This is a genomic window from Halomicrobium katesii DSM 19301, assembly GCF_000379085.1.
GTDB lineage: Archaea > Halobacteriota > Halobacteria > Halobacteriales > Haloarculaceae > Halomicrobium > Halomicrobium katesii.
The window spans coordinates 1407927-1431414 of sequence record NZ_KB905378.1 but is presented as its reverse complement, the minus strand read 5'-3'; the positions used below and the strand labels follow the sequence as shown (position 1 = coordinate 1431414).

General features: G+C 66.1%; 24 protein-coding genes, 1 tRNA gene and 2 pseudogenes. 11 read left to right on the top strand and 16 right to left on the bottom strand.

Going from position 1 to position 23488, the window contains the following annotated elements; translation table 11 throughout:
- Positions 1–83: 83 nt before the first annotated feature.
- Together HALKA_RS0107670 and HALKA_RS0107665 are read left to right on the top strand one after the other, a co-directional pair.
- Positions 84–266, top strand: coding sequence for a hypothetical protein (locus HALKA_RS0107670; RefSeq protein ID WP_018257428.1), 183 nt, complete (start codon positions 84–86; stop codon positions 264–266).
- On the top strand, positions 263–2413 hold the full coding sequence (locus tag HALKA_RS0107665; protein WP_018257427.1) for an amino acid permease: 2151 nt from the start codon (positions 263–265) through the stop codon (positions 2411–2413). The genes HALKA_RS0107670 and HALKA_RS0107665 overlap by 4 nt, the downstream gene beginning before the upstream one ends.
- Before the next feature lie 83 nt (positions 2414–2496).
- Here HALKA_RS0107665 and HALKA_RS0107660 read toward each other — a convergent pair whose 3' ends face one another.
- Together HALKA_RS0107660 and HALKA_RS0107655 are read right to left on the bottom strand one after the other, a co-directional pair.
- Complete coding sequence (locus HALKA_RS0107660) at positions 2497–2832, bottom strand: nuclear transport factor 2 family protein (protein WP_018257426.1); 336 nt, start codon at positions 2830–2832, stop codon at positions 2497–2499.
- 125 nt (positions 2833–2957) lie between these two features.
- Positions 2958–4517 (bottom strand): redoxin domain-containing protein, encoded by a 1560-nt coding sequence (locus HALKA_RS0107655; protein ID WP_018257425.1) that lies wholly within the window; start codon positions 4515–4517, stop codon positions 2958–2960.
- Positions 4518–4606: 89 nt separating this feature from the next.
- On the opposite strand from HALKA_RS0107655, the gene HALKA_RS0107650 reads away from it, so the two are divergent.
- Entirely contained in the window at positions 4607–5116 is a 510-nt protein-coding gene (locus HALKA_RS0107650; RefSeq protein ID WP_026190210.1) for a DUF367 family protein, read from the top strand.
- A 67-nt stretch (positions 5117–5183) separates the two neighbouring features.
- Here HALKA_RS0107650 and HALKA_RS0107645 read toward each other — a convergent pair whose 3' ends face one another.
- On the bottom strand, positions 5184–6227 hold the full coding sequence (locus tag HALKA_RS0107645) for an enolase-like domain-containing protein (RefSeq protein ID WP_018257423.1): 1044 nt from the start codon (positions 6225–6227) through the stop codon (positions 5184–5186).
- An 85-nt stretch (positions 6228–6312) separates the two neighbouring features.
- On the opposite strand from HALKA_RS0107645, the gene HALKA_RS0107640 reads away from it, so the two are divergent.
- Positions 6313–7461, top strand: coding sequence for a matrixin family metalloprotease (locus HALKA_RS0107640; protein ID WP_026190209.1), 1149 nt, complete (start codon positions 6313–6315; stop codon positions 7459–7461).
- A 248-nt stretch (positions 7462–7709) separates the two neighbouring features.
- On the opposite strand, the gene hisG is transcribed toward HALKA_RS0107640, so the two are convergent.
- Entirely contained in the window at positions 7710–8558 is an 849-nt protein-coding gene (hisG, locus tag HALKA_RS0107635; protein WP_018257422.1) for an ATP phosphoribosyltransferase, read from the bottom strand.
- Positions 8559–8732: 174 nt separating this feature from the next.
- Here hisG and HALKA_RS0107630 point away from each other — a divergent pair, with 174 nt between their 5' ends.
- The 4 genes from HALKA_RS0107630 to HALKA_RS0107615 all read left to right on the top strand — a co-directional run bounded on the left by HALKA_RS0107630 (position 8733) and on the right by HALKA_RS0107615 (position 13129).
- Positions 8733–10031 (top strand): amidohydrolase, encoded by a 1299-nt coding sequence (locus HALKA_RS0107630; RefSeq protein ID WP_018257421.1) that lies wholly within the window; start codon positions 8733–8735, stop codon positions 10029–10031.
- A gap of 138 nt (positions 10032–10169) precedes the next feature.
- On the top strand, positions 10170–10982 hold the full coding sequence (locus tag HALKA_RS0107625; RefSeq protein ID WP_018257420.1) for a hypothetical protein: 813 nt from the start codon (positions 10170–10172) through the stop codon (positions 10980–10982).
- Positions 10983–11027: 45 nt separating this feature from the next.
- A complete protein-coding gene (locus HALKA_RS0107620; protein ID WP_018257419.1) occupies positions 11028–12305 on the top strand; it encodes an adenosylhomocysteinase in 1278 nt (425 codons plus the stop codon).
- Positions 12306–12424: 119 nt separating this feature from the next.
- Positions 12425–13129: a metallophosphoesterase family protein gene (locus tag HALKA_RS0107615; protein ID WP_018257418.1), complete on the top strand. Its 705-nt coding sequence runs from the start codon at positions 12425–12427 to the stop codon at positions 13127–13129.
- 107 nt (positions 13130–13236) lie between these two features.
- Here the strand turns inward: HALKA_RS0107615 and HALKA_RS0107610 are convergent, their stop codons facing one another.
- Positions 13237–14415 (bottom strand): aspartate kinase, encoded by a 1179-nt coding sequence (locus tag HALKA_RS0107610; RefSeq protein ID WP_018257417.1) that lies wholly within the window; start codon positions 14413–14415, stop codon positions 13237–13239.
- A 118-nt stretch (positions 14416–14533) separates the two neighbouring features.
- Between HALKA_RS0107610 and HALKA_RS0107605 the strand changes: the two genes are divergently transcribed.
- Positions 14534–14950 carry a hypothetical protein gene (locus tag HALKA_RS0107605; protein ID WP_018257416.1) on the top strand — a complete coding sequence of 139 codons (417 nt, stop codon included), beginning with the start codon at positions 14534–14536 and terminating at the stop codon, positions 14948–14950.
- 30 nt (positions 14951–14980) lie between these two features.
- On the opposite strand, the gene HALKA_RS0107600 is transcribed toward HALKA_RS0107605, so the two are convergent.
- Entirely contained in the window at positions 14981–16297 is a 1317-nt protein-coding gene (locus tag HALKA_RS0107600; RefSeq protein ID WP_018257415.1) for a hemolysin family protein, read from the bottom strand.
- Between the two features lie 683 nt (positions 16298–16980).
- Here HALKA_RS0107600 and HALKA_RS0107595 point away from each other — a divergent pair.
- Positions 16981–17160 carry a hypothetical protein gene (locus HALKA_RS0107595; RefSeq protein ID WP_018257414.1) on the top strand — a complete coding sequence of 60 codons (180 nt, stop codon included), beginning with the start codon at positions 16981–16983 and terminating at the stop codon, positions 17158–17160.
- A gap of 32 nt (positions 17161–17192) precedes the next feature.
- On the opposite strand, the pseudogene HALKA_RS19375 reads toward HALKA_RS0107595, so the two are convergent.
- The 3 genes and pseudogenes from HALKA_RS19375 to HALKA_RS20315 all read right to left on the bottom strand — a co-directional run.
- A pseudogene (locus HALKA_RS19375) lies at positions 17193–17846 on the bottom strand (IS1595 family transposase); the annotation flags it as partial.
- Positions 17847–17998: 152 nt separating this feature from the next.
- A pseudogene (locus HALKA_RS19370) lies at positions 17999–18289 on the bottom strand (IS1595 family transposase); the annotation flags it as partial.
- Positions 18290–18513: 224 nt separating this feature from the next.
- The gene (locus tag HALKA_RS20315) at positions 18514–19059 is read right to left on the bottom strand and encodes a helix-turn-helix domain-containing protein (protein WP_080505806.1); all 546 of its coding nucleotides are present in this window, start codon (positions 19057–19059) and stop codon (positions 18514–18516) included.
- A gap of 50 nt (positions 19060–19109) precedes the next feature.
- On the opposite strand from HALKA_RS20315, the gene HALKA_RS21605 reads away from it, so the two are divergent.
- Positions 19110–19448: a hypothetical protein gene (locus tag HALKA_RS21605; RefSeq protein ID WP_155119379.1), complete on the top strand. Its 339-nt coding sequence runs from the start codon at positions 19110–19112 to the stop codon at positions 19446–19448.
- Between the two features lie 128 nt (positions 19449–19576).
- Here HALKA_RS21605 and HALKA_RS0107570 read toward each other — a convergent pair whose 3' ends face one another.
- The 7 genes from HALKA_RS0107570 to HALKA_RS0107540 all read right to left on the bottom strand — a co-directional run bounded on the left by HALKA_RS0107570 (position 19577) and on the right by HALKA_RS0107540 (position 23368).
- Positions 19577–19900, bottom strand: a complete 324-nt coding sequence (locus HALKA_RS0107570; RefSeq protein WP_018257409.1) for a hypothetical protein — start codon at positions 19898–19900, stop codon at positions 19577–19579.
- Positions 19897–20046, bottom strand: a complete 150-nt coding sequence (locus HALKA_RS21325) for a hypothetical protein (RefSeq protein WP_015761926.1) — start codon at positions 20044–20046, stop codon at positions 19897–19899. Before HALKA_RS21325 ends, HALKA_RS0107570 begins: the two co-directional genes overlap by 4 nt.
- Entirely contained in the window at positions 20043–20186 is a 144-nt protein-coding gene (locus HALKA_RS20870; RefSeq protein WP_155119378.1) for a hypothetical protein, read from the bottom strand. Before HALKA_RS20870 ends, HALKA_RS21325 begins: the two co-directional genes overlap by 4 nt.
- A gap of 171 nt (positions 20187–20357) precedes the next feature.
- A tRNA-Arg gene (locus HALKA_RS0107555) sits at positions 20358–20461 on the bottom strand.
- Positions 20462–20561: 100 nt separating this feature from the next.
- Positions 20562–20855 (bottom strand): hypothetical protein, encoded by a 294-nt coding sequence (locus HALKA_RS0107550; RefSeq protein ID WP_018257407.1) that lies wholly within the window; start codon positions 20853–20855, stop codon positions 20562–20564.
- 29 nt (positions 20856–20884) lie between these two features.
- The gene (locus HALKA_RS0107545) at positions 20885–21952 is read right to left on the bottom strand and encodes a DUF373 family protein (RefSeq protein WP_018257406.1); all 1068 of its coding nucleotides are present in this window, start codon (positions 21950–21952) and stop codon (positions 20885–20887) included.
- A 639-nt stretch (positions 21953–22591) separates the two neighbouring features.
- A complete protein-coding gene (locus tag HALKA_RS0107540; RefSeq protein WP_018257405.1) occupies positions 22592–23368 on the bottom strand; it encodes an IclR family transcriptional regulator in 777 nt (258 codons plus the stop codon).
- Between the last annotated feature and the right edge of the window lie 120 nt (positions 23369–23488).

Sequence of the window (23488 nt, the reverse complement as noted above, 5' to 3'; positions counted from 1 at the left end):
ACATCGGCTAGCTTATTGGCGTCCGTCTGTAACGGCCGGGTAACGTGGACACCCGGAGGGACAGGGTGTCGATACGGTAACACATGATTCGACAGTCACCACCCAGTCACACTCGCACAGCAGTCGCGCTCGAACCGTCGGCCCCCGTCGACGGTCGGTCACTCGTCGCGCGAGCGGAGGCGACCGATCCCCCGCCGGGCGTCCGGACGGCCGACATCGCGGAGTCCGACCGAGCGCACACCGCCGGGACGCGACGAGACAGATGAAACAGCTGGAACGGGACCTGGGACTCCCGACCGTCCTGGCGATCAGCGTCGGCGCGATGATCGGCAGCGGGATCTTCATTCTCCCGGCGCTGGCGCTCAAGACGGCCGGACCCTCGGTCGTGCTCGCCTACCTGCTCGCGGGGATCCTCGTCGTGCCGGCGGCGCTGTCGAAGTCGGAGATGGCGACGGCGATGCCCGAGGCCGGCGGGACCTACCTCTACATCGAGCGCGGCATGGGGCCGCTGTTCGGGACGGTCGCGGGCGTCGGCACGTGGTTCTCGCTGGCGTTCAAGGGCGGGCTCGCGCTGGTCGGCGGCGTCCCCTACCTCCTGATCCTGTTCGATCTCCCGGTCAAGCCCGTCGCGCTGGGGCTCGCGGCAGTCCTGATCCTGGTGAACCTCCTGGGAGCGAAACAGACCGGCCGCCTGCAGGTCGCGATCGTCGTGGTGATGCTGGCGGCGCTGTCGTGGTTCGTCGTCGGCAGCGGGGCGAGCGTCCAGCAGGCCAACTTCCAGCCGTTCTACGCCGACGGACTGTCCGGTCTGCTGGCCGCGACGGGGCTGGTGTTCGTCTCCTACGCCGGCGTCACGAAGGTCGCCAGCGTCGCCGAGGAAGTCGAGAACCCGGACCGAAACATTCCGCTCGGCATCCTGGGTTCGCTGGCGTTCACGACGCTGCTGTACGTCCTGATCGTGGCGATCATCGTCGGCGTCACCGACGCGGGCGTGGTCGCCGGCTCGGCCACGCCGGTCGCCGAGGCCGCGGCAGCGACGCTCGGTGAGTGGGGAGTCTGGGCCGTGGTGCTGGCGGCGATCCTCGCGCTGATCTCGACGGCCAACGCCGGCATCCTCTCGTCGTCTCGGTACCCCTTCGCGATGGCCCGTGACGGCCTCGTGCCGACCTCGCTGGCGGAGGTCAGCGAGCGCTTTGGGACGCCGTCGCTGTCGATCTCGCTGACCGGGATCGTCCTGCTGGCCCTGATCGCGTTTGTCCCGGTCCTCGAGATCGCGAAGCTGGCGAGCGCGTTCCAGATCCTCGTGTTCGTCCTGATCAACGTCGCGATCGTGGCCTTCCGCGAGGGCGAGGGCGACTACGAGCCGAGCTTCGAGTCGCCGCTGTACCCCTGGATGCAGGTCGCTGGCGTGCTCAGCGGCACCGTGTTGCTCACCCAGATGGGACCGGTCGCGATCGTCGGGGCCGTCGTCATCACCGTGGGCAGCGTGCTCTGGTACGTCCTCTACGCCCGGCCCAACGTCGAGCGACAGGGTGCCGCGGCCGACGCGGTCGGGCAGGGGATCGGCGACGCGCTCATTGACGAGACCGAGTCCGCGATGGAGAACAAACCCTACGAGGTGCTGGTCGCGATCACCCGAGAGATGGACCGCGAGCGCGAGGCCGGTCTGCTGCGGATCGCCGCCGACCTCGTGCGGCCACACGACGGCCGCGTCGTCGCCGTCTGGTTCGAGGAGGTGCCCGACCAGATGGACCTCGAAACGGCCTCCGAGACGCAGTCGCCGGCAGACGTACAGTTCGAAGAGCAGACCGACGACCTCGCGGACGACCTGAACGTGGCCGTCGACACTGGCGAGATCGTCAGCCACGACACGAAACACGCGATCGTCAACTTCGCGCGCCACCGCGGCGTCGACGCGATCGTCGCGGAGCACGAACACCGACGGCTCCGCTCGCGCCTGCTCGGTGATCCGGTCGACTGGATCGTCGACCACGCGCCCTGTGACGTGTTGCTGGTGGACAACAGGGGATACGACCGACCGGAGCGCATCGCGGTCGAGGACGACGGCGGCCCCTTCCACCCCAACACCGTCGCGATCACGGACGCACTGGCGGCCGAGAACGACGGACACGTCGTGTTCACCGCCCAATCGGACGACGAGAACGGCCCCGGTGTCACGTACCGAGAACAGCTGACGGACCTGCTCTCGGTCCCGGTCTCGGACGCCGGCGCGGAGACCGCCCAGACCAGACCGGACATTCGGATCCGCCGGGGAGCCGATCACCGACTCCGGGGATCGCTGCTCGACCGGCGGCCCGACGGCCCGGCCGACAGCACCGAGATCACGGTCCACGCACACGAGTCCGAACAGCCGGGGCTGCTCCGGCGACTGTTCGAGCGCATCGTGTTCTGACGCTCACACTGCCTGCTGTAACTGTTTCAAGAGATTCGCGATGCGGGCTCGCGAAATTCTTCACAGACGTACAGCCGGCAGTATCAGGACTCGGCGGGCGTGTGAGTCCTGATTCGGGCGATCACGCCGTCCTCGAACGCGAACACGTCGACGAACTGCGTGATCTCCGCTCCGTCACTGTTCAGAAGCCGTCCTTCGACCGCGACGGTCGACGCACCCGTGTAGACGGCGTCGATCGGGTGGCTGGTGTCGGTCTGGGGGCGCTCCTCGCGCATGAATCGGACGAACCGCTCGCGCCCCTCGAAGGTCCGATCCGGTCGCTCGTGGACGAACGACGGCGCGAGCACGTCCGAGAGCAGGTCGTAGTCGTGCTCGTCCAGTGCCCGGTAGTACGCGCGTGCCGTCGCCACCCGATCCATGACTGGCTTCTCACCCGGCAGCGACGAGAAAGTGGTGGTCCGGCGGTCGGACGGGTGGAGACGATGGCTCGGTCGATCGCACGCCGGTGTGTGACCGAGCGGAGAGAGCACTACGATCGGTCGCGTCAGTACCGCTCGCCGTCGTCTTCGTCGTCCGCGTCGTCCTCGGCGAGTTCCTCCTCGGTCGGGATCGCGGCCATGTCCTCGTCGCTGGCCCCGTCCGGTTCGTCGAGTTCGTCCGTCTCGTCGAGGTGGTCCCGTTGGTCCGAACCGTCGTCGAGCGACGCTCTCTCGTCGCCATCGTCGAGCGCGGCCCCGTCGCCCGATCCCCCGCCGGGTTCCAGCGAGCCCGATCCCGGCGGCGGAACGTCCGCCTCGTCCGGGTCGAGCGAGGGCGTGTCTGGCGTGGAGTCCGCTCGCTCCTCGTCCGGGCCGTCCGCCCGCGAGCCCTCCCCTGCCGACTGGCCCGTCTCCAGGTCCGCTTCGAGTTCGGCCGGATCGTCGTCGCCCCCGGCGTCACCGTCGTCGGCGTCCGGGGGTGCGTCGACCATGCTCGTCGGCGTCTCTTCCGGTTGTCCACCGGTCGGGTCGTCGGGCCGGTTGGCGGTCAACTCCGCCTCGATCGCCTGGAGTTCCGCGTCGTCGATCCCCTCCTCGCCGCCGGTCTCGTCGCTCGACCCCTCGCCGGCCGGAGTGTCGTCGAGCGACGGCGCGTCGGCCTCCGGGCCGCCGGTCGCGGCCTCGTCGATGTCGATCGCCAGCTCGACCTCGGCGTCGTCGTCCTGCGGGAGGATGCTCTGGGCGTCGTCGGCGTCGAGGTCCGGCGGCCAGTCGTCGGGATCGATCGGTTCGCCGATGTCGCGGGCGGTCTCCAGCGGTCGCTCGGCGTCGTCCCGGAGCCGCTGGCCCGCCGCGCCGGCACCGCTGGAGTACTCGCTGGCCGACTCCGAGAGCCACTCTGCGGCCTGCCAGAGCGAAGTCGCCTTCTCCTCGGCGCGCTCGTAGTACGTTGACAGGTCCGCGTCGTCGACGAACCGAACGGCGCTGTCGAAGTGGTCGGCGGCCTCCTCGAAGGTCTCTCGTGCCCGCCCGAAGTCTGACTGAGCGAGCATCCACTCCGAGTCCCGGTAGGACCCCATGGCGCTCGTGAACGCCCGCCGGCCTTCTGTGTAGTGGGCGTGGCCGACGCGATAGCGGGCGAACGCGGTGTCGTCACCGCCGGTGTCGCCGATCGTGTCCTTGATGGCGTCCACGTCGGGTAGGGCCAGCGGACTCTGTGTCGACCAGGCGTACCGGACGACGCCGTCGTGGTCGACGACGAACACCGCCCGTTCGATCAGGGCCTGGCCGACGGCGTCCTCGAAGGTGACGCCGTACTCTCGGGCGACCTCGCGGCGCGTGTCCGACAGCAGCGGGACGTGCAGGTCGTACGCCTCGGCGAAGGCGGCGTGGCTGTACAGCGTGTCCGCGCTGATCCCCAGCACGCTCACGTCTTTCTGCATCGTGAACAGGTCGAGTTCGTCCAGGTCCGACTCCTCGTCACAGGCCGGGTTGAAGTCGCCGGGATAGAACGCGAGAATGACCACGTCCTCGCCGAGGTACTCGTCGAGCGCTACCCGACGGTGCTCGCCGTCGACGACGGCCGGCAGCTCGAACCGCGGCGCTTCGTCGCCCTCGGAAATCACTGCGGAAGAGTTTCTCGTTCGACTACTTAACTGTATGTCCAAAATCGAAGCTCGTGGCGCTTATGTCGGCTGACGGCCTACGAGCGACCGTGGAACTACACGTCCGGTACGAGGGCGACGACGATCCCGACAAGTGCAGCGCCCGGCGGCTCGCGCAGTTCGACGAGGCCGAGTTGCACCGCGCGAGCCGGTCGACGCCGCCGGGGATCGTGCTGAACCCCTTCGCCGACCAGGCCCTCTCACCGGCGGATCGGGCGGGCTCCGGCTCTCGCACCGACCGAGTGGTGGCACTGGACTGCTCGTGGGAGACCGCCGAGCGGGAGGCGTTCGACCTCGAAGGGCTCCACCGGTCGCTGCCCTTCCTCGTTGCCGGCAACCCCGTCAACTACGGCACCGCCTTCCAGCTCAACACGGTCGAAGCCTTCGCCGGGGCGCTCTGTATCCTCGGCGAGCGCGACCACGCCGAGCGGTTGCTCGAACACTTCAGCTGGGGCCACACCTTCCTCGAACTCAACGAGGAGCCACTGGAGCGGTACGCCGCGTGTGCGGATTCGAGCGAGGTCGTCGCCGTCCAGGACGACTACCTGGCCGAGGAGTGAGGAGCCGGCGGTCGGCGAGGGCGGCGGCGAGGACAGCGCGGCCACACGGCCGCGACGCGCCCGATCCTCACCAGCCGAAGCCGCGACGCGCCGTCGGTTCGAGCGGGCTCGACGGGAGCCCCGCCTGTGGCTCGGGCGCGTTGTACTCGCCCGGGGCCACGTCGTTGGGCGCGTCGGGGTAGCACAGCGACGCCAGCGCCTGGAGCTGCCCGCGGCCGACGCCGAGTTCGAACTGCCCGCCGCCGTACAGCTGGATGCCGCGTTGCTCGCAGTAGGCGATCGACTCCAGTAGCGACTCGACGGTGCCAAAGCGGGAGGGCTTGCAGTTGAGCCACGACGGTTCGACGGGCAGCGCCTCGATGCTGGCGATGCCCGTGATCGGGTAGTCCCAGCTCAGCCGCTCCTCGCGGCCCTCGAACGCCGATCGCGTCTCGTCGGTGATCGCCGCGTCCTCGACGACGGCGTCGGGCAGCCCCTCGGCGACGCGCCGATAGAACTCCGCGTCGACCGGCGTGTCCACGTCGGTCCCCTCGTAGTAGGCCTTCAGGTCGACGACGCGGACCGCGTCGGTCGCCGCGAGCGCCTCGATCAGCGCGGCGTCCCAGTCGGGCGTGGGGTCGAGCTTGAACTCGATGTCGGGGTCGATGTCGAGCCACGCCTCGACGCGATCGGTCGTCGGCCGTCCGTCGCCGTCCTCGCTCAGGCGCGTCGAGACCACGAACCGGACGGGATCGTACGTCCGATCGAGCGCGTCCCCGAGCGTCCGGCCGGCCTGTTTCAGCGCCAGGTCGAGCGCCGCGCTCTCGAAGGCCCAGCGCCGGTAGTGACGGGCGGCGTCTCGCGTCGGCGGCTCGGGCCACAGATCGATCTCGTCCAGCCGGTCGGAGAACGAATCCAGCGTGTACTCGCCGGCCAGATCGGCCGTGAGCGCGTGTATGGAGTCGTGATCCTCGGGCTCGTAGGTCACGTCCTCCCCGCGCCCGACCTCGCCGTCGCCGTGGAGCGCGACCGTCGTCGTTCGGCGCGTGAACCCACTGGAGGTGTCGCGGCGACGATCGGCCAGCTCGTACTCGTCGACGGTCAGATCCAGGTCGGCGACCCGCTCGTACATACCGCTCCTTGGTCGCGGGGCGAAATAAATGGCCGGCAGCGAGTGGCCGAGTGACTTACAACGGCAGGACACGGTGGTGGATACGATGTCGCGTACAGCTGCCACCGTGGTCGTGGTCGTCCTCGTGACCCTCGCGGGCTGTAGCGGGCTGCTGGTCCCGGAGGACGCCGCGCCGACGGTGAGCGAGACGGAAACGCCGACCGCAACGCCGTCCTCCGTTGAGACTCAGACCGCGACGCCGACGCCCCGTTCGACTGCCACGCCGACAGCGGCTACGACGCCGACGCCGACGGCAACTGCCACTCCATCGCCGACAGAGACGCCCACGCAAACGCCGGACGACACGCTCTCGTCGGACAACCCGTGGGGCCAGGAAGTCGTTCCGGTCCGGATCAACGACAGCGCCGACGACGGACGCAACACCACCGCGCTCACGCTCCGGACGATCGACTACTGGAACGCCAACGTCGAGCGCTACACCGACTTCGAGTACCGCTTCGCGCTGGCCGAGGACCCCGACGACGCGCGCGTCGAGGTCCAGTTCAGGGAGTCGATCGATCGCTGTGACGGTCGGGAGACCAACGTCGCGGGCTGTGCGGCGTACCTCCACGAGGGGACGAGGGCCAGAGACCTCGAAGTCGCCGCCGTCGAGAGCCGGGGCTCGAACTCGGGGGTCTTGGCGACGACGCGCCACGAGTTCGGCCACCTCGTCGGCCTGAACCACAGCGACGAGCCCCTGGACCTGATGGCACAGCGCTACGAGGGCGACATCCGCGACGCCACCGACCGGGCGTTCCCGTGGTACGGTGACACCCTCCACGTCGCGGTCGAGCCCGACACCATCGACGGGGACCCGACGGTGGTCCGAGAGCAGGTCCGCCACGCCGTCGAGTACTACGACGACGGGGCCGACGAGACCGTGCCGACGAACGTCAGCGTCGTCGTGAGCGACGAGCCGGAGGTCGCCGAGGTCGTCGTCACCAACGACAGCGAGCGGGGCTGTACGGTCACCGACGGATCGGGCGGCATCCGCTCGGTCCGGACTCTCGACACCGACGAGCGCGCGGAGCTGTACACCCGGATGGTCGTCTGCGTCGGTCCCGTCGGCGAGGACGCCGTCGGCTGGCACACCGGCTACTGGCTGGGAGCGGCCTTCGGGCTGGAAAGCGGCGAGCGCGCCGCGGTGTTCCGGGACGCCGACTACGGCGAGCGCAGGAGCGAGTGGTGGGAGTAGGGTTCCGAGCAGCAGCGGCCGACCAGGGACAGACACTGATACGGATTATTGTAGCGATTTACCGGTGATCGTCTACTCCGTGGCGACGATCACCGGTAAGCAACTACAAGAAACCGTATGAAAGACTCGTTGCACTCGTCTTTCACGCCCTCACTCACTTCGTTCGTCAGGACACCGAAAGGGCGAGCCGAGAGCTTTCGGTGCGTCGGTAGCAATCGCACCCCTCGCCAGAGACCACCGAGACGAGATTACTCCACGAGCCGTTCGATCTCGGTGACGAGCACGTCGCTCGCGCCCGCGTCTTTGAGCGCGGTGATCGTCTCGAACACGTCGGCGTCGTCGACGACGGCGTGGACGGCCACGTCGTCGCTGCCGGCGATGTCCATCACCGTCGGCCCGCCCATGCCGGGCAGGACGTCCTTCACGTCGTCCAGGGCCTCCTCGGGAGCGTTCATCATGAGGTAGCGCTTGCCCTCAGCGGAGATGACCGACGCGAGGGCGGTCTCGACCTGCCCGACCTTCTGGTCGTCGGCGACCTCCTCTCGGGCGAACAGGCGGACCGACGAGTCCAGCACCTCGTCGACGATCTCCAGACGGTTCATCCGCAGGGTCGTCCCCGTCGAGGTGATGTCGACGATGCCGTCGGCGATGTCGACGTGGGGCGTGAGCTCGGTCGCGCCCGAGACCTCCGTGATCGAAACGTCCACGTCCATCTCCTCGAAGTAGCGGCGCGTAATATTGGGGAACTCCGTGGCGACGCGACCCCCCTCGAAGTCGTACACCGTCTCGACGGCGTCGTCTTCGGGCGCGGCAAGCACCAGCCGACACGAGCCGAAGTCCAGATCGAGCAGCTCGGTGAGGTTGTCGGGACCGGCCTCTCGGACCTGGTCGAGTCCGGTGATGCCCACGTCGGCCGCGCCGTCGGCGACGTACTCGGGGATGTCGGCGGCGCGGGCGTAGAGAATCGTCACGTCGGGATCGACCGTCTCGGCGTAGAGCTGACGGTCGGCTCCGTCGACGACGTGGAGCCCCGCCCGTTCCAGCAGGTCGACCGACGGATCGTGCAGACGGCCCTTGTTGGGGACGGCGATGCGCATACCGACACCTCGCCGGCCCGCCGCAATTGCTTTTCCCTTCCGGAGTCGTGGGCGGCCGTCGCTGTCCGCCGGGATTCGCCGCTCCGGTCGCGGGGACCGTCCGGGGAGAGAGAGAGAGACAGCAGTGCGAGCGAAGGCGGTGGATTCAGGCACCCGCGGACAGAAGCCCCGAGCATGAGTGAACTCCTCGTTTCCGGCGGGCGGGTCCTCCGACCGGACCTGACCGTCGAGCGCGCGGACGTACTGGTCGATCAGGACAGCGGCGACGTCGCGGCCGTCGGCGAGCCCGGCGCGCTCTCCGGCGACGACGAGCTGGACGCCAGCGAGGGACTGGTCGTGCCGGGGCTGGTCAACGCCCACACGCACGTGGCGATGACGCTGTTGCGGGGGTACGCCGACGACAAGCCACTGGACGCGTGGCTGCAGGAGGACATCTGGCCAGTCGAGGCGGAGTTGACCCCGGAGGACGTGCGGGCCGGTGCCGAACTCGGCCTGGTCGAGATGATCAAATCCGGGACGACGGCGCTCTCGGACATGTACTTCCACGTCGACGAGATCGCCGGGGCCGTCGAGCAGGCCGGCCTGCGGGCCGTGCTGGGCCACACCGCGGTCACCGTCGGCAAGGACGAGGCGGACGCACGCGAGGACGTCCAGCAGAGCCTCGACGTGGCAGAGCGCCTCGACGGCGCGGCCGGCGGGCGTATCCGGACGACGTTCCAGCCCCACTCGCTGACGACCGTCGGGGAGGAGCTCCTCCGGGAGTTCGTCCCCGCGGCGAACGACGCCGGCCGGCCGATCCACCTGCACGCCAACGAGACGAGCGACGAGGTCGGCCCGATCGTCGACGAGCACGGCAAGCGGCCACTGGAGTACGCCGCCGACATCGGTCTGCTCGGGCCGGACACCTGGATCGCCCACGGCGTCCACGTCGACGAGCGAGAGATCGAGTTGCTGGCCGACACCGACACCGGCGTCGCCCACTGCCCGGCCTCGAACATGAAGCTCGCCAGCGGGATGGCACCCGTCCAGGAGCTGCTCGATGCCGGGGTCACGGTCGGGCTGGGGACGGACGGCGCGGCCTCGAACAACGACCTCTCGATGTTCGACGAGATGCGCGACGCCGCGATGATCGGCAAGCTCGCCGCCGAGGACGCGAGCGCGATGGCGGCAGCGAGCGTCGTCGAGATCGCCACGGCCGGCGGGGCCGAACTGCTCGGGTTCGACAGCGGGCGGATCGAAGCGGGCGCGAACGCCGACCTCGCCGTGGTCGACCTCGACCAGTCCCACCTGACGCCGGCCCACGACCTCGTGAGCCACCTCGTCTACGCCGCCAGCGCGAGCGACGTGCGCCACACCGTCTGTGACGGGACGGTCCTGATGCGCGACCGGGACGTGAGACCGTTCGACGAAGCGGCCGTCGTCGAGCGTGCAGACGAGCACGCGACGGCGCTGGTCGAGCGCGCGACGGAGTAGCGGCGGCCGCCGAGCGGAGTTAAACGACGAGAACTGTTTCTAAACGTTCTCGCGCCGTCTGAGAGAGTTTCGAACCGCTCCGAACTGACTGAACCGGATTCGGGGTTTATGCCGGTGTTAGCACACGTCTCTGATACGATGCGCACCGAACTATTCGCACTGGCGATGGCCGTCACGCTGGTCGGGGCCGCAGTCGGCCCCGGCGTCGCGGCGGCCGACGACGAGACCGGGAACGCGGCGCTGTCGGTCAGTGTCGCACAGGACGAGGACGTGACGATCAGCGTCACGGCAAACGACAGCGCCGTCGAGAACGCCACCGTCGACGTGGGTGGCGAAGAGGGGAGTTCCTACGAGGGAATCGGGTCGTACACGACCGACGACGACGGGGAAGTAGAGCTGGACTCGCCCGCGGAGAACGAGACCATCTCGGTCACCGCGACCGCCGACAACCGGACGGCCACGACGACGGCCGACCTGCTCGGCGAGGAGTACCTCGAAACGAACGAGACCGGGGCCTTCGGCCAGCAGGTGTCTGCCTACGTCCAGTCGCTGCTGGACGGTGACCGACGCCACATCGGTCCGCAGGTCGCCGCCTTCGTCCAGGCGAACAACCCCGGCGACGCACCCGCCCACGCGGGTCCGCCCGAACACGCCGGACCGAACACGGACGAGAACGAGACCGACGCCGAGAACGAGACTGACGAGAACGAACGCGGCCCGCCCGAACACGCCGGTCCCGACGCGGACGAGACCGACGCCGAGAACGAGACCGGAGACGGCGAGCGCGGCCCGCCCGAACACGCCGGTCCCGACGCGGACGAGAAAGACGACGACGAAGCGTCCGAGACCGACGACGAAGCAGAAACTGAGGAGTCGGAAGACGAAGAAGACGGAGCGGAGAGTGACGACGACGGCGGTCCGCCGGACCACGCCAACGCGGGCGGCAACTGATCCCGGTTCGGTAGCGTTTTCAGCGGCCTGCTCTTTATCTGGGGTATGACAGACCCCATTACCGCGCGACTCGACGACCCGGCCACGGCCCGCGAAGAGGGCCGCCGCAAGATGGACTGGGCCGTCCAGCACATGCCGATCATGGCGTCGCTCCGGGAGTCCTTCGAGGCCGACCAGCCCTTCGCGGGCGAGCGAATCGGCATGGCGATGCACGTCGAAGCCAAGACCGCCGTCCTGGCCGAAGTGCTTGCCGCCGGTGGGGCCGAGGTGGCGATGACCGGCTGTAACCCGCTTTCGACCCACGACGACGTTTCGGCCGCGCTGGACGCCGTCGACGGCGTCACCTGCTACGCCGAACGCGGCGTCGACGACGAGGAGTACTACGCCGCCATCGAGGCGGTCATCGACCACGAGCCGACGATCACCGTCGACGACGGGATGGACCTCGTGGCGGCGATCCACGAGGATTACCCCGAGCTGATCGACACCATCGTCGGCGGCGCAGAGGAGACGACGACCGGGGTCCACCGCCTGCGCGCGATGGACGACGACGGCGCGCTGGAGTACCCCGTCTTCGCCGTCAACGACACGCCGATGAAGCGACTGTTCGACAACGTCCACGGCACCGGCGAGTCCTCGCTCGCGTCGATCGCTATGACGACGAACCTCTCGTGGGCGGGCAAGACCGTCGTCGTCGCCGGCTACGGGAACTGCGGGAAAGGCGTCGCGAAGAAGGCCAGCGGCCAGAACGCGGACGTTGTCGTCACGGAAGTCGAGCCTCGCCGCGCACTGGAGGCCCACATGGAAGGCTACGACGTGATGCCGATGGCCGAGGCCGCCGCCGAGGGGGACGTGTTCATCACGACGACGGGCAACCGCGACGTGATCGTCGAGGAGCACTTCGAAGCGATGCAGGACGGCGTCCTGCTGGCAAACGCCGGCCACTTCGACGTGGAGGTCGACCTCGACGCGCTCTCGGCGCTGGCCGTCGACACGTACGAGGCCCGCGACGGCGTCCGCGCCTACGAGATGGCCGACGGTCGCCGACTGAACGTCCTCGCAGAGGGGCGACTCGTCAACCTCGCGACCCCGATCGCGCTGGGCCACCCCGTCGAGGTGATGGACCAGTCGTTCGGCATCCAGGCCGTCTGTGTCCGGGAACTGGTCGAGCGCGGCGAGGCGTACGCGGCCGGCGTCCACGACGTGCCCGACGAACTGGACAGGGAGGTCGCGGAGATCAAACTCGACGCGGAGGGCGTCGACTTCGACTCGCTGACCGAGAGCCAGGCCGAGTACATGGACTCCTGGCAGCACGGGACGTAGGCCGGTCTCGCGCGCAGTTTGGACGAACCCGCCGAGCGACGGGCAAACGAAGCTTCCGCACGTCCAGCTCGTGAAACGGGTCAGTGGGAACTAAGTTCTGACCGTCGTAGAGAGTAGCAATGAAGCTCGGTGTTCTGTCAGACGTTCACGGAAACGAGGTCGCACTGCGGGCCGTCCTCGCGGACATGCCCAGCGTCGACGGACTGGTGTGTGCCGGGGACGTGGTGGGGTACAATCCGTGGCACGCGGCGTGTGTCGACGCGATCGCAACACCGGAGAGCGGGCCGATCGCGGACAGCGACGCCGCGTTGCTCGACGGAACGCTCCCGACGGTGCAGGGCAACCACGACCGGGCCGTCGCGACGGACCACGCCCCACGCTTCAACCACATGGCGGCGGCCGCCGTCGACCACGCCCGCGACCAGCTGACCGACGACCAGCTGGCGTGGCTCGACGGCTTGCCGACAGAGCGCCGCGTGCTCGACGGGCGAGTGAAGATCGTCCACGGCCACCCGGACGATCCCGACCACTACACCCGGCCGGGTGAGTTCGGGCCGGACCTGCTGGGAGACGAGGACGCGCTGATCATGGGCCACACCCACGTCCAGCACCACGAACGCTACGACGACGGGACCGTCCTGAACCCCGGGAGCGTCGGCCAGCCACGGGACGACGACCCGACGGCGGCCTACGCCGTGCTCGACGTGGCCGAGGGGACCGTCGAGGAGCGACGCGTCGACTACGACACGGACGCGGTCATCCGGGCAGTCGAGGACGCCGGGCTACCGCGACAGATCGGGTTCCGGCTGACACAGGGGCGGTAGTCGAAAGTCACACAGCCGACGGCTTCATACGGAAAGTTGTAGGTCTTTACCAGATCGACCGCACGCCGTCGTGCGGTCGACTGGGTAAACGCCTACAACCGTCCGTATCAGAACACGTCCTGAACGAGCGAGAGGGCCTGCTCTCGGTCCGACCACGGGACGAACACGGACACCGAGGTGGCGGAGGTGATCACGTCGTAGAGGTTGATGTGAGCGTCCGAGAGCGGGTCGATCACGCGCTTGACGATGCCCGGCTGGTTCGGCAGCTCACCGCCCGTGACGCGGACGACGGCGATGTCGTCCTCGACGGTGACACTGGAGAGGGTGTCGTCGTCGACGACGTGATCGTGCAAGAGCGCCTCCGCGTCGTCGGCGTGGTCGGTGTCGACGTAGAAGGTGATCGAGTCCATCCCGGAGGAGACGCCGTCGATGTTGATCCCCTCGTCGCCAAGCGCCGTCGAGAGCTCGCCGAGGATGCCCGGACTGTTTCGGATCGCGCGACCGGCGATAGTGACACAGCAGAGGCGCTCTTCTTGCAGATCGATGAGGTTCTGGAACTCGCCCTCGATCGAGGTCCCGCCGGACAGCAGATCACCGTGCTGGTAGTGGACGACGCGGACGCCCAGATCGCGGTCCTTGTACGACAGCGCCGAGGGCGCGACGACCTCTGCGCCGCGAAAGGAGAGCGAACGCAGTTCGTCGACGGAGATCTCGCCGACGTTGCGTGCCCCTTCGACGACGCGGGGGTCGCCCGTCATGACGCCTTCCACGTCCGTGACGATGACGACCTCGTCGGCGTCCATGTGTTTGCCCAGCATGACCGCCGAGGTGTCCGAGCCGCCCCGCCCCAGCGTGGTGACGTTGCCCGCGAGGTCCTGTGCGAGAAAGCCCGTGACGACCGGCACCACGTCCTCCAGCTGGCCGGCCAGCGCGTGAGCGCGCTTGGTCGTCTCCTCGACGTCGACCTCGCCGTACTCGTCGGTGATGATCGGCCAGTGCTCGCTCCCCGGTTCGAGGAACATCGCCTCGACGCCGCGGGCCGCGAGCGCGCCCTTGAGCATCCGGACGGAGGTGCGCTCGCCCATGCTGACGATCTGTGCGCGGTCCTCGGGCTCGGCGTCGTACTCGATCTCTTCGAGGAGTTCGTCCGTCGTGTTCCCCATCGCGCTGGCGACGACGGCGACCTCGTGGCCGTTCTCGATGGCCGACGCGATCGAGTCCGCGGCCCGGTTGATCCGCTCGCCGTTGCCGAGGCTCGTCCCGCCGAACTTGGCGACTACGCGCATGCTACCACCCTGATCGTGCGTACGTGACTCATTATCCGAGCCGTAGCCCATGGTCGGGGATAACTGTGTTCATCTGGCGCGGCACACGGTTTATTTGCGTTCGCGCCGACACTCCGGTATGGAGATCCGGGACGCCGTCGAGGCCGACGCCGAGCGCATGGCCGAACTATCGGGGAGCCCGCCGGACGTGATGCGCAACCTCGTCCACGACCGGACGGTGCGGGTCGCGGAGACACCGGCCGACGGGGACGAGGAGACGAGAGTCGCCGGGTTCGTCAGCTTCGACGCCCGGGACAGCACCGTTCACGTGACACAGATCGGGGGCGACGAGGCGGCCTGTGCGCGGCTGATCGAGGAGCCGATCAGTTTCGCCGAGCGCGAGGAGATGAGCGTCGAGATCCTGTTGCCCGCGAGCGAGGACGCGGCACGCACGGCCATCGAGGACGCCGGCTTCGAGAACGAGGGGGCCGGCCCCCAGTTCGAGGGCCAGCAGACGACCCGGTACCGACTCGACGCCGGTCGCGCCCACCAGTAGCCCTGCTTCCACCTGGCCGAACGTGGGGCGCTACTCGACCGACTGGGACGGCCACAGCTCGACGGCAGCGATCCGTGCCCCGTCGACACGCAGGACGGAGATCCGGTAGCCGTCGGCCTCGATCTCGTCGTCGGCCTCCGGTGCGCGACCGAGGCGGTCCAGCACGAGCCCGCCGATCGTCTCGAAGGCGTCGCTCTGGAAGTCGCTGTCCAGTTCCTGGTTGACTGCCGAGAGGGGAACCGAGCCGCCGACGCGGTAGGAACCGTCGTCGCGGTGCTCGATCGAGAGTTCGCGCTCGTCGCTGTCGAAGTTGTCCTGAATGTCCCCGACGAGCGTTTCCAGTACGTCCTCGACCGTCGCGATGCCCTCGAACGCGCCCCACTCGTCGATGACGACGGCCATCTGGCGCTGCTGGTCCTGGAACTCGCCCAGCAGGTCGTCGATCCGGGTCGATTCCGGCACGAGCGGGAGCTCACGGGCGATGTCGCCCGCCGTCGCCGAGGATTCGTCGCCGGTCTCGATGACCCGCAACACGTCCTTGGCGTCGACGAAGCCGACGACCTCGTCGTCCTCGTCCACGACGGGGTAGCGCGTGTGGCCCGCGTCGAGGACGACCGATCGGAGTTCGGCGACCGGCATGGCGGCGGGGACGCTGATCACGTCCGGCCGCGGGACCATCACCTCACGAACCGGCCGGTCGTCGAACTCGAAGACGCGCTGGATCATCTCGACTTCGCTCGCGTCGACGTGGCCGGCCTGCCCCGACCGGTGCAACACCCGCAAGATCTCCTCCTCTTCGAGCGTCTCCTCGCTCTCGGAGGCCGGTTCGACGCCGATCAGCTGCGTGAAGTAGTTCGCCGTCCCGTTGAACACGACGATGCCCGGATAGAAGAGATAGAAGAAGAACTTCATCGGCGCGGCCACGAGCAGCGAGATCTTCTCCGCGTCCGCGATGGCCAGCGTCTTTGGCGCGAGTTCGCCGAAGACCACGTGGAGGAACGTGATGACGGTGAACCCGACGGCGAAGGCGACGGCGTGAACCGCACTCTGTGGGAGGATCGGAGTCAGCACCGGCTTCAGCAGGTCGGCGATGGCGGGCTCACCGACCCACCCCAGTCCCAGCGACGCGACCGTGATCCCCAGTTGCGTCGTCGCGAGGTAGTCGTCGAGGTTGTCCATCACGTCGTCCAGCACGCCGGCACCGGCGGCCCCCTCGTCGACCAGTTGCTGGACGGAGGTCGCCCTGATCCGGACGAAGGCGAACTCCGAGGCGACGAAGAAGCCGTTCAGCAGGACCAGAAAGAGCGCGAGCGCGATACCCCCCAGTGAGAGTGCGATATCGGTCATGTGGCCAGTCCTTCCAGCGTCTCGGGGTTAAACGGTGGGGTCGAGACAAGCAGCTTGCTCCGCGACCCGCCCCACGGGCATGGAGACTGTCTGGCGACTCATACGGACGGTTGTAGGCGTTTACCCAGTCAACCGCACGACGGCGTGCGGTCGATCTGGTAAAGACCTACAGCTTTCCGTATCACGTACGAACACGACCGCGACCTTCCGGCGGCCATCGACGCCGACGTGCGGATGCCACCGGCGCTGGCCGAGCGGCTCGTGTGCTGATACACCGACCCCGACGAGGACCCCAGCCACACGACCGACGGCCTCACCGGCACCTTCGGCTACGGCTCCGCCACAGCTACGCACTGGTGTTCTCGAAAGCGGAGTGAGAGCCGAGGAGGAGTCGACGAGGCAGACGAGAGTTGTGCTGTTGAACCGCCATTCCATCGGTTGATTGTCGAATGAAATAGGCATTCAGTAGGTGTGCGAAGATACTGAATCCACTACAATCGGCCTTGTTTAGACGCAGTACAAATCGGCTCTTGCGGCGTATGCTCCGCGAACAGATCGACACGATGAGGCACTCAGGACAGATTTTAGATCAACCGCAACGGCCCGTGACTCGCCGGTTGAGGAGCGTCTAAACACGGCCCTACAATCAAAAGTGGCAACACGTGGCCCCGATTTGACCAATTATGAGCCGAACCACCGACGTACTCCTGTACTTAATACTATTCGTTAACCTGACCATGTACTACGAGATGGTGTACGGTGCAGACGCACCCCGCGATCCACCGCTGTTTATCTACGGAATCGCCGGAATTGGGGCAATAGTCCTCGTTGGTAGTCTCGTTCTGGATTCGGCGACGGAATGATACGGTCGTGCATTAGTTTTTACTGGTCGCTCTTACGCAGACTGGCGAAAAATATCGGCAGCGAAGCAGTCAACGAGTCCGTGGATTGGTGCGCCAGCGAGATTCAATGACCGCAGGAAGCCGTAGGTACGAGCGGCCTGTTCCAAGCCCTGCTTGGACAGGCCGCGAAATTTCTCGATCCACGGTTGCAACAACGACCAGAGACACTCAGCTTGGTTGGTGCGAACACCCGCATCTGAGACGTATGCTTCGTCGTGAACCACCGTTCTGTGGTCGTGCTCCATCTGTTGATACGGCGGGTACTCATCCGTCCAGACCTCTCCCAGTCGCTGGGAGAGGTCTTCAGCTTCTTCGATCACTGGCTTGAGTTCGTCCTTGAACTTCGTTCCTTCCTCAGCAGAAACCACGCGAAGCACGTCGCGGCAGGCCGCGACGAGCGTCAGTTCATCACCCTGCTCACCGCTCCAGCGTGTGCGACCGCCCTCTGGCGACCCGCCGCGGGACAGACCGTCCCGCGGTGGGTCGCGTCCCTTGTACCCAGAGCAGACCTGCTGGGTTTCATCGACCTGCGTTGGCCCGTCGAGAGTGTGATCGATGCGATCCCAGACGACGGGGAAGCCGCGCTGGAACGCGGCTTCCACGTCACGAATCGCCGAGTGAATCGTGTTGTACGCCCGATCAAGTAGGGAAGGGCCGTGTTTAGACGCTCCTCGATCGGCGAGTCACGGACCGTAGCGGTTGTCTAAAATCTGTCCTGAGTGCCTCATTGTGTCGATCTGTTCGCGGAGCATACGCCGCAAGAGCCGATTTGTACTGCGTCTAAACAAGGCCGTAGGGAAGCAATTTGATTGATGCTGAGCAACGAATCAGCGTAGAGGACGAAGGCGACGAGGAACTCGCCGGGGGCGAGTTCCGCGTCGTAGAACGGTGTACCGAGCGTGTAGGTACTCATGAAGCCGCAGCCACGGCACCAGATACGGTCGAGATCGTCGTAGGTTCGGATGGTTGTCGCGCCACAATCAGGACAGGGTGCCTGTTCCCAGATGGTCTTGAGACGCCGCTCGACGATGACGTCGAGCGGCTCGGGCCGAAACTCCAAAGCGCCAAGCGATACAAGTTGCTGAAGCATCCCGCCGAATGCTGGTTGTTTGGTCACAGCTGATAGCAGGAGACGGGATGCTTTCCATACAACGGAGGGCCTTGTTTAGACGCAGTACAAATCGGCTCTTGCAGCGTATGCTCCGCGAACAGATCGACACGATGAGGCACTCAGGACAGGTTTTAGATCAACCGCAACGGCCCGTGACTCGCCGGTTGAGGAGCGTCTAAACACGGCCCAACGGAGTCTTTTCGCTAGCTTGAGCAAGAGCGACAACGGTTTTGTTGGTCAGTTTCGGCCGTTTTTTTTTCGACTGTTTGTTGAAATTCGGCTTCTTGTTCTGGATCAGCCTCGTGATTTCGCGGCCGTGCTGTCCGGCAGGACAGCCCGGCCTTTCCCAGGAGTTTCCGAGCGTGGCCTTCGCTGTATTCGACTCCGTACTCTTGTTTGACATGGTGAAGGAGCAGTTTCGGCGACCACGCTTGTTGCTCGTAGCCGAGTTCTGTCGGCGATTGTTGGAGCCGCTCGAAGAACTGTTTGCGTTCGTGTTTGTCGAGCTTCGAGGGGCGGCCTGGTCTGGATTCGTCGTAGGGAGCTTGCTCGATCGGTTCTTCAGTGAACCGATCGAGCCAGTTGCGGATCGTCTTCTCCACGACACCATGTCGTTCAGCTAGTGTCTCGTGTTCATCGCCCTGCTTTCGGCCGATTGCAGCAAGAACACGTTCTCGAGGAACCTCACCCTCTGTTTGTTCACGGAGCTCCTGAAGCTCTTCCAGAGTGATATCGTCTAACCGTCCCATTACCGCAAATTGAGTCTACACTAGCAAATACTTTCGCACGACTGTATCATTTGGGCGTAGTACCGCTTCTGGTAGCTGGCGAACCAGCGCGTTTCAGCCTGTACGGACCACTCCTGATACTCCGGATCAGACGGACGACCCCTTTCGAGATTGACCGTCGTCCGGCGCGTATCGGCGTAGTCCTTAAGGGTGCGAAGTACGACGGTTCCCCAGGTGACGGCCTCGCGGCGGACGACCTCCTGGCCTTTCACCGGGTCGTCCCACTCTCGCGGACCGGGAGATTCGTAGCTCTCCGTGAATTCGCGGGTGTACTCTTCCCGGAGCCGTTCGCCGTGGGTAGTCGACAAGCGGAGGTAAGCACGGTCGGAATACTCCTCGTGGAACTCTGAAACGCGCTCGTACGGAGTAGGTAACTCCGAACCGATTTTTGGTGAGTTACCCCCGTCAGAGTCGTTTACAGAGTTGTTCAAGTTGGTATGCCGAGAGCCGCCGGTGGTGGGTTCGTCTGTAGACAATGTTAGAAAGAATCAGAGTTCGCAGAGTCCTCGGAGACGAGACCGCTACCGCGACCGCCTGACGAATGCCCCCTGCGCTTCGCTTGGGGGCGTGCGCTCCCGGCGTCGGTCGGACCCCCATGGGAGGGGGCCGCTCCCTCCGGCCGGTCGCTCGTGGTGTTCGTCGAGTGTTGGCTACGAAGTCGCTGCTCGTAGTCCTCGACGAGATCGTCGATGTGGCAGCCGCGACATTTGCCCAGCTGGGCGGGATCGCTCTCCTCGTGGTTGATGCAGATCTCGCCGCAGTCCTCGCAGTCGTAGTGAACGTACTCGGACCAGCAGGTCATCGGTAGTCACCTCGCTCCTGGTTGAGCGGCGGATACTGCTCGGGATCGCCCCCAGTTCGACAGACTGGGCAGAGATCAGTCTGGTCGGGATCACGCTCAACGATCGTGACACCGCAGTCGTCGCAGACGTAGGCGGTCCCGTTCATCGGGAACCACCGTCCTCGACCTCCTCGATCGCCTGGCGAACCTCTCGATCAGTCGCTTCCAGGAGGCGAGACGCGCGGACGAACTTGTCGGGATCGAATGGCCAGCTCTCGCGGGAAGGGCCATCGTCGGGAGAGATCACGCCGACCACCTCCCGGTAACGGAGTATACCAGACGGCGGAGGGGTGCGTTCGCACCTGTGTTGGGCACCAAATTCTGGCTCTCAAATCGAATCTGAGAACAGTCTAGAGAGGGTGACGAACGGCTTGATAACCGTGTTATCTGGAAAAGTACGGAACCGACGGTTCTGGAACGGGCACGGTGGGATTCGAACCCACGACCGTCGGATCGCTTCCACCGTCACGGCCGTGACGGCGTTAGAAGTCCGACGCTCTATCCGGACTGAGCTACGTGCCCTCGTCGCCGCGTACTCCCCGGGCAGTCAAAAGCGGTACGACTCGGACTGGTGGCCGTCGCGTCGTCCGGGGCGGTGACCAGCGACGGGTGGTCGGCCGTCTCATCCTTCCTGGTCGATGTCTTCTTCGGCTTCGTCGGGGTGGATCCTGATCGCGTTGGTGGTCTCGACGGCGGCCAGTCCGTCGATGGCACAGATGTCGCCGACCTGCTGGTGTGGGACGCGCACTTCGAGTTCGCCGAACTGGAGTCGGCGCTCGACGGTCGCGTCGGCGGCCCGAGCGGCCGCGGCGACGGCGTCGGGATCGGTCTCGTCGTCGGGTTCGAGGACGAGTCCGACCGATTCCCCCTTGATGGGGTCGTCCCGGATCGACCGGACGGCTCTGGAGACGTACATGCCGACAGCCTGGCACGCCAGGCGCTTGACTACACCGGATCGGCTCCTTGCCAGCGGGTCTCGGCGATGGCGAACGCGAGCGTGCTGCCCAGGCCGAGCAGTGTGCCGGCCGTCAGTGCCACGGCCAGTTCTTCGATCGTGGCCGTACCGAGGAAGTAGGAGCTGACGCCGTAGAGAACGGCCGCGATCGACAGCACGTAGAACGGGGCGTTGAGGTAGCGCCACTCGAAGCTGTCCGAGAGGTACTTGTCGGTGACGCGGCCGAAGCTACTGGTGATGCCGGCGGCGGCGAACCACCGGACGGAGCCGAAGACGAGGCCGGCAATGGCTTCGGCGACCGATTCGACGGCCATCGACTCGACGGTCCGGACGCCGCTGACGCCGCCGATGACCATTAGTGCCGCGGCGACGACGTAGGTGATTACCGTCACGCGCCCGGCGTACAGTCCCGAGCGGACGCGGTCGACGGTCCGGTCCAGCGTCTCCTCGGCACCGAGACCGCGCGCGAGGACGTACAGGCCAAGCAGACCGGAGATGATCCCGATGGCGGACCCCGGGAGTTCGAGGAAGTTCGCGAGGATCGCCACCGGATAAATCAACAGCAAGATCCCCAGTGGCACGAGGATCGTCCCGCGGGTCTCCGGATCATCGAGCACCTGCTTGATGGTGTAGTACATCGATTCGAGGTCCTGTGCCTGGCGGACGACCACGCGGTGGACGCCGTCGATGTGGATTCGCGAGCGGATCACGGGCACGACCGACTCGTCTTGAGCACCGTCGGTCACGAGCAGTGCGCGCACGTCTTCGCTGGCGGTCAGCGACGCGAGTACCGTGTCGACCTCCTCGCCGACGGCGCGGTTGGCTGCCACGTCGCTCCCGTCGACGCCGGTGACGGCCGCTACCTCGACGGCCTCGTCGTCGATGGAGTCGTAGAGGTGGACGCCCTCGAACAGCACGTTCACGTCGGAGTCTTCGGGGTCGGCAGTCGCCAGTTCGACTGCGGCCGACTCGACGGCGTCGCGGCCGACGACGGGCGTCTCACACTCCGTCTTGCGGCCGAGGTCGTCGTCGAGGTCGACACACAGTATCAGCAGCATCGAGCGGGAGTACGAGGGGGACCCGTATAATCACTTTTGTCGTCCGCCGTCGCTCCGCCCGCAGTCATCGTCTCCGGCGTCAGACACGCACGCCGTCTCGGGCTCTGTCGAGACGGCGATGCTGCAAGTACGGGTGTCGGTCTCGTCGGTACAAGAGCCAAACAGTAGATCGTGTGGCTATCACCCGAAAGAGATGCGGGACTTGTAGCGAAGAGGTGCCTATAGGCGAATAGAAATACCGGATATGGGCCAGGTATTGAGAATATGGGCGCAAAAGTGCAAAACTGGGACAATACGATCAGAGGTGCGTGGATTATGAACCCGAAATCGATGGTGTAGTAGCACCTTCGGCCGGGGAGACGGTGTAACGCTGAACTGATCCCTCGGCGGAACCGGGACAGCTCTCAGAGCACTGTGGCGGCGTGTGACTGTTTGCTCGCCAACGCGAGATGGCATCGTCGTTCCGTGTCCTGTTCTTTGACATCGTCAAAAAAACGTCGTGTTTATTTCACCCCGAATACAGGTCGATATCGCTCTCCGAAATGAATACGATGATAAATAATTCATCTAACGACGGTACCGGTGTTAATTATATTCCGTTGTCACCACGGCTGTTTACTATTGTCGAATATGGATCACTCATGCGGACTGGAGATTGATCTCGACGACGTTTGCCGCCTGCACGACGCGCTCCGGAATCTCAGAGGCGAACTGTTGGCCTTGGAGCCTGCTCGTCGGGGCCGAGAGACTGATCGCTCCGCGAATCTGGCCCTCGTATCGGATCGGCGCACCGACGGCGCGCAACCCCGTGATTTGCTCTTCGTCGTTCTGTGCGAATCCCTGCCGTCGGACCGCTTCGAGCTCTTCGCGCAGCGACGCCTCGTCGGTCGTCGTCTGTGGCGTCCGTTCGGCGAACTCGTAGTTCGGGAGGATCTCGTCGCGCCGCTCTGGCGGCGTGTGAGCCAGAATCGCTTTGCCGGCGGCAGAGCAGTGGAGGTTCCACCGCGGGTGGCCCTTGTTCTCTTCGTACAGCGTCTCGCCGACGGCGTCTGGGCCGAACCGCTCGTACAGCGGGATTTCGCGGCCGTGGCTCTCGACCACGAGGTGGCTGGCCTCGCCGGTCTCCTGTGCTAGCTCGTCGACCTCCGACTTGCCGACCCGGTAGAGCTGGGACTGACCTCTGACGTACTCTCCGAGTGGCACTGCGAACAGTCCGACGTGGTACTCTCCGTCTCTGTTTCGGACGTACCCTCGGTCTGCCATCGTCGCGAGGTAGGTGTGGGTCGTGCCCGGCGAGCGATCGATCTGGTCGGCGACCTCCGTCACCGTCGCCCCTCCCGAATCGCGTAACACTTCGAGGATGTCGAACGCCAGCTCCACCGACTGAATTCGTCGTGGCGTCCGGTCGTTCGTCATGTACTCCGTACCACTTCATCGGCTGTAAAGTTTGTCATTGTCAAATATATCTTGTGGGCCGTTCTCACGCGACGGCAGACGGCGCTGTTCTCCGCTGTACCGTGCTTCATCCTGTGTCGG

Coding starts and splice junctions, on each gene's coding strand:
- hisG (WP_018257422.1), bottom strand. CDS start 8,558: ATGCGCATCGCCGTCCCCAACAAGGGCCGTCTGCACGATCCGTCGGTC.
- HALKA_RS0107620 (WP_018257419.1), top strand. CDS start 11,028: ATGACAGACCCCATTACCGCGCGACTCGACGACCCGGCCACGGCCCGC.
- HALKA_RS0107660 (WP_018257426.1), bottom strand. CDS start 2,832: ATGGATCGGGTGGCGACGGCACGCGCGTACTACCGGGCACTGGACGAG.
- HALKA_RS0107595 (WP_018257414.1), top strand. CDS start 16,981: ATGAGCCGAACCACCGACGTACTCCTGTACTTAATACTATTCGTTAAC.
- HALKA_RS0107605 (WP_018257416.1), top strand. CDS start 14,534: ATGGAGATCCGGGACGCCGTCGAGGCCGACGCCGAGCGCATGGCCGAA.
- HALKA_RS0107665 (WP_018257427.1), top strand. CDS start 263: ATGAAACAGCTGGAACGGGACCTGGGACTCCCGACCGTCCTGGCGATC.
- HALKA_RS20315 (WP_080505806.1), bottom strand. CDS start 19,059: ATGGGACGGTTAGACGATATCACTCTGGAAGAGCTTCAGGAGCTCCGT.
- HALKA_RS0107615 (WP_018257418.1), top strand. CDS start 12,425: ATGAAGCTCGGTGTTCTGTCAGACGTTCACGGAAACGAGGTCGCACTG.
- HALKA_RS0107630 (WP_018257421.1), top strand. CDS start 8,733: ATGAGTGAACTCCTCGTTTCCGGCGGGCGGGTCCTCCGACCGGACCTG.
- HALKA_RS0107670 (WP_018257428.1), top strand. CDS start 84: ATGATTCGACAGTCACCACCCAGTCACACTCGCACAGCAGTCGCGCTC.
- HALKA_RS21325 (WP_015761926.1), bottom strand. CDS start 20,046: ATGAACGGGACCGCCTACGTCTGCGACGACTGCGGTGTCACGATCGTT.
- HALKA_RS0107550 (WP_018257407.1), bottom strand. CDS start 20,855: ATGTACGTCTCCAGAGCCGTCCGGTCGATCCGGGACGACCCCATCAAG.
- HALKA_RS0107625 (WP_018257420.1), top strand. CDS start 10,170: ATGCGCACCGAACTATTCGCACTGGCGATGGCCGTCACGCTGGTCGGG.
- HALKA_RS0107600 (WP_018257415.1), bottom strand. CDS start 16,297: ATGACCGATATCGCACTCTCACTGGGGGGTATCGCGCTCGCGCTCTTT.
- HALKA_RS0107540 (WP_018257405.1), bottom strand. CDS start 23,368: ATGACGAACGACCGGACGCCACGACGAATTCAGTCGGTGGAGCTGGCG.
- HALKA_RS0107545 (WP_018257406.1), bottom strand. CDS start 21,952: ATGCTGCTGATACTGTGTGTCGACCTCGACGACGACCTCGGCCGCAAG.
- HALKA_RS0107640 (WP_026190209.1), top strand. CDS start 6,313: ATGTCGCGTACAGCTGCCACCGTGGTCGTGGTCGTCCTCGTGACCCTC.
- HALKA_RS0107570 (WP_018257409.1), bottom strand. CDS start 19,900: ATGACCTGCTGGTCCGAGTACGTTCACTACGACTGCGAGGACTGCGGC.
- HALKA_RS0107610 (WP_018257417.1), bottom strand. CDS start 14,415: ATGCGCGTAGTCGCCAAGTTCGGCGGGACGAGCCTCGGCAACGGCGAG.
- HALKA_RS0107645 (WP_018257423.1), bottom strand. CDS start 6,227: ATGTACGAGCGGGTCGCCGACCTGGATCTGACCGTCGACGAGTACGAG.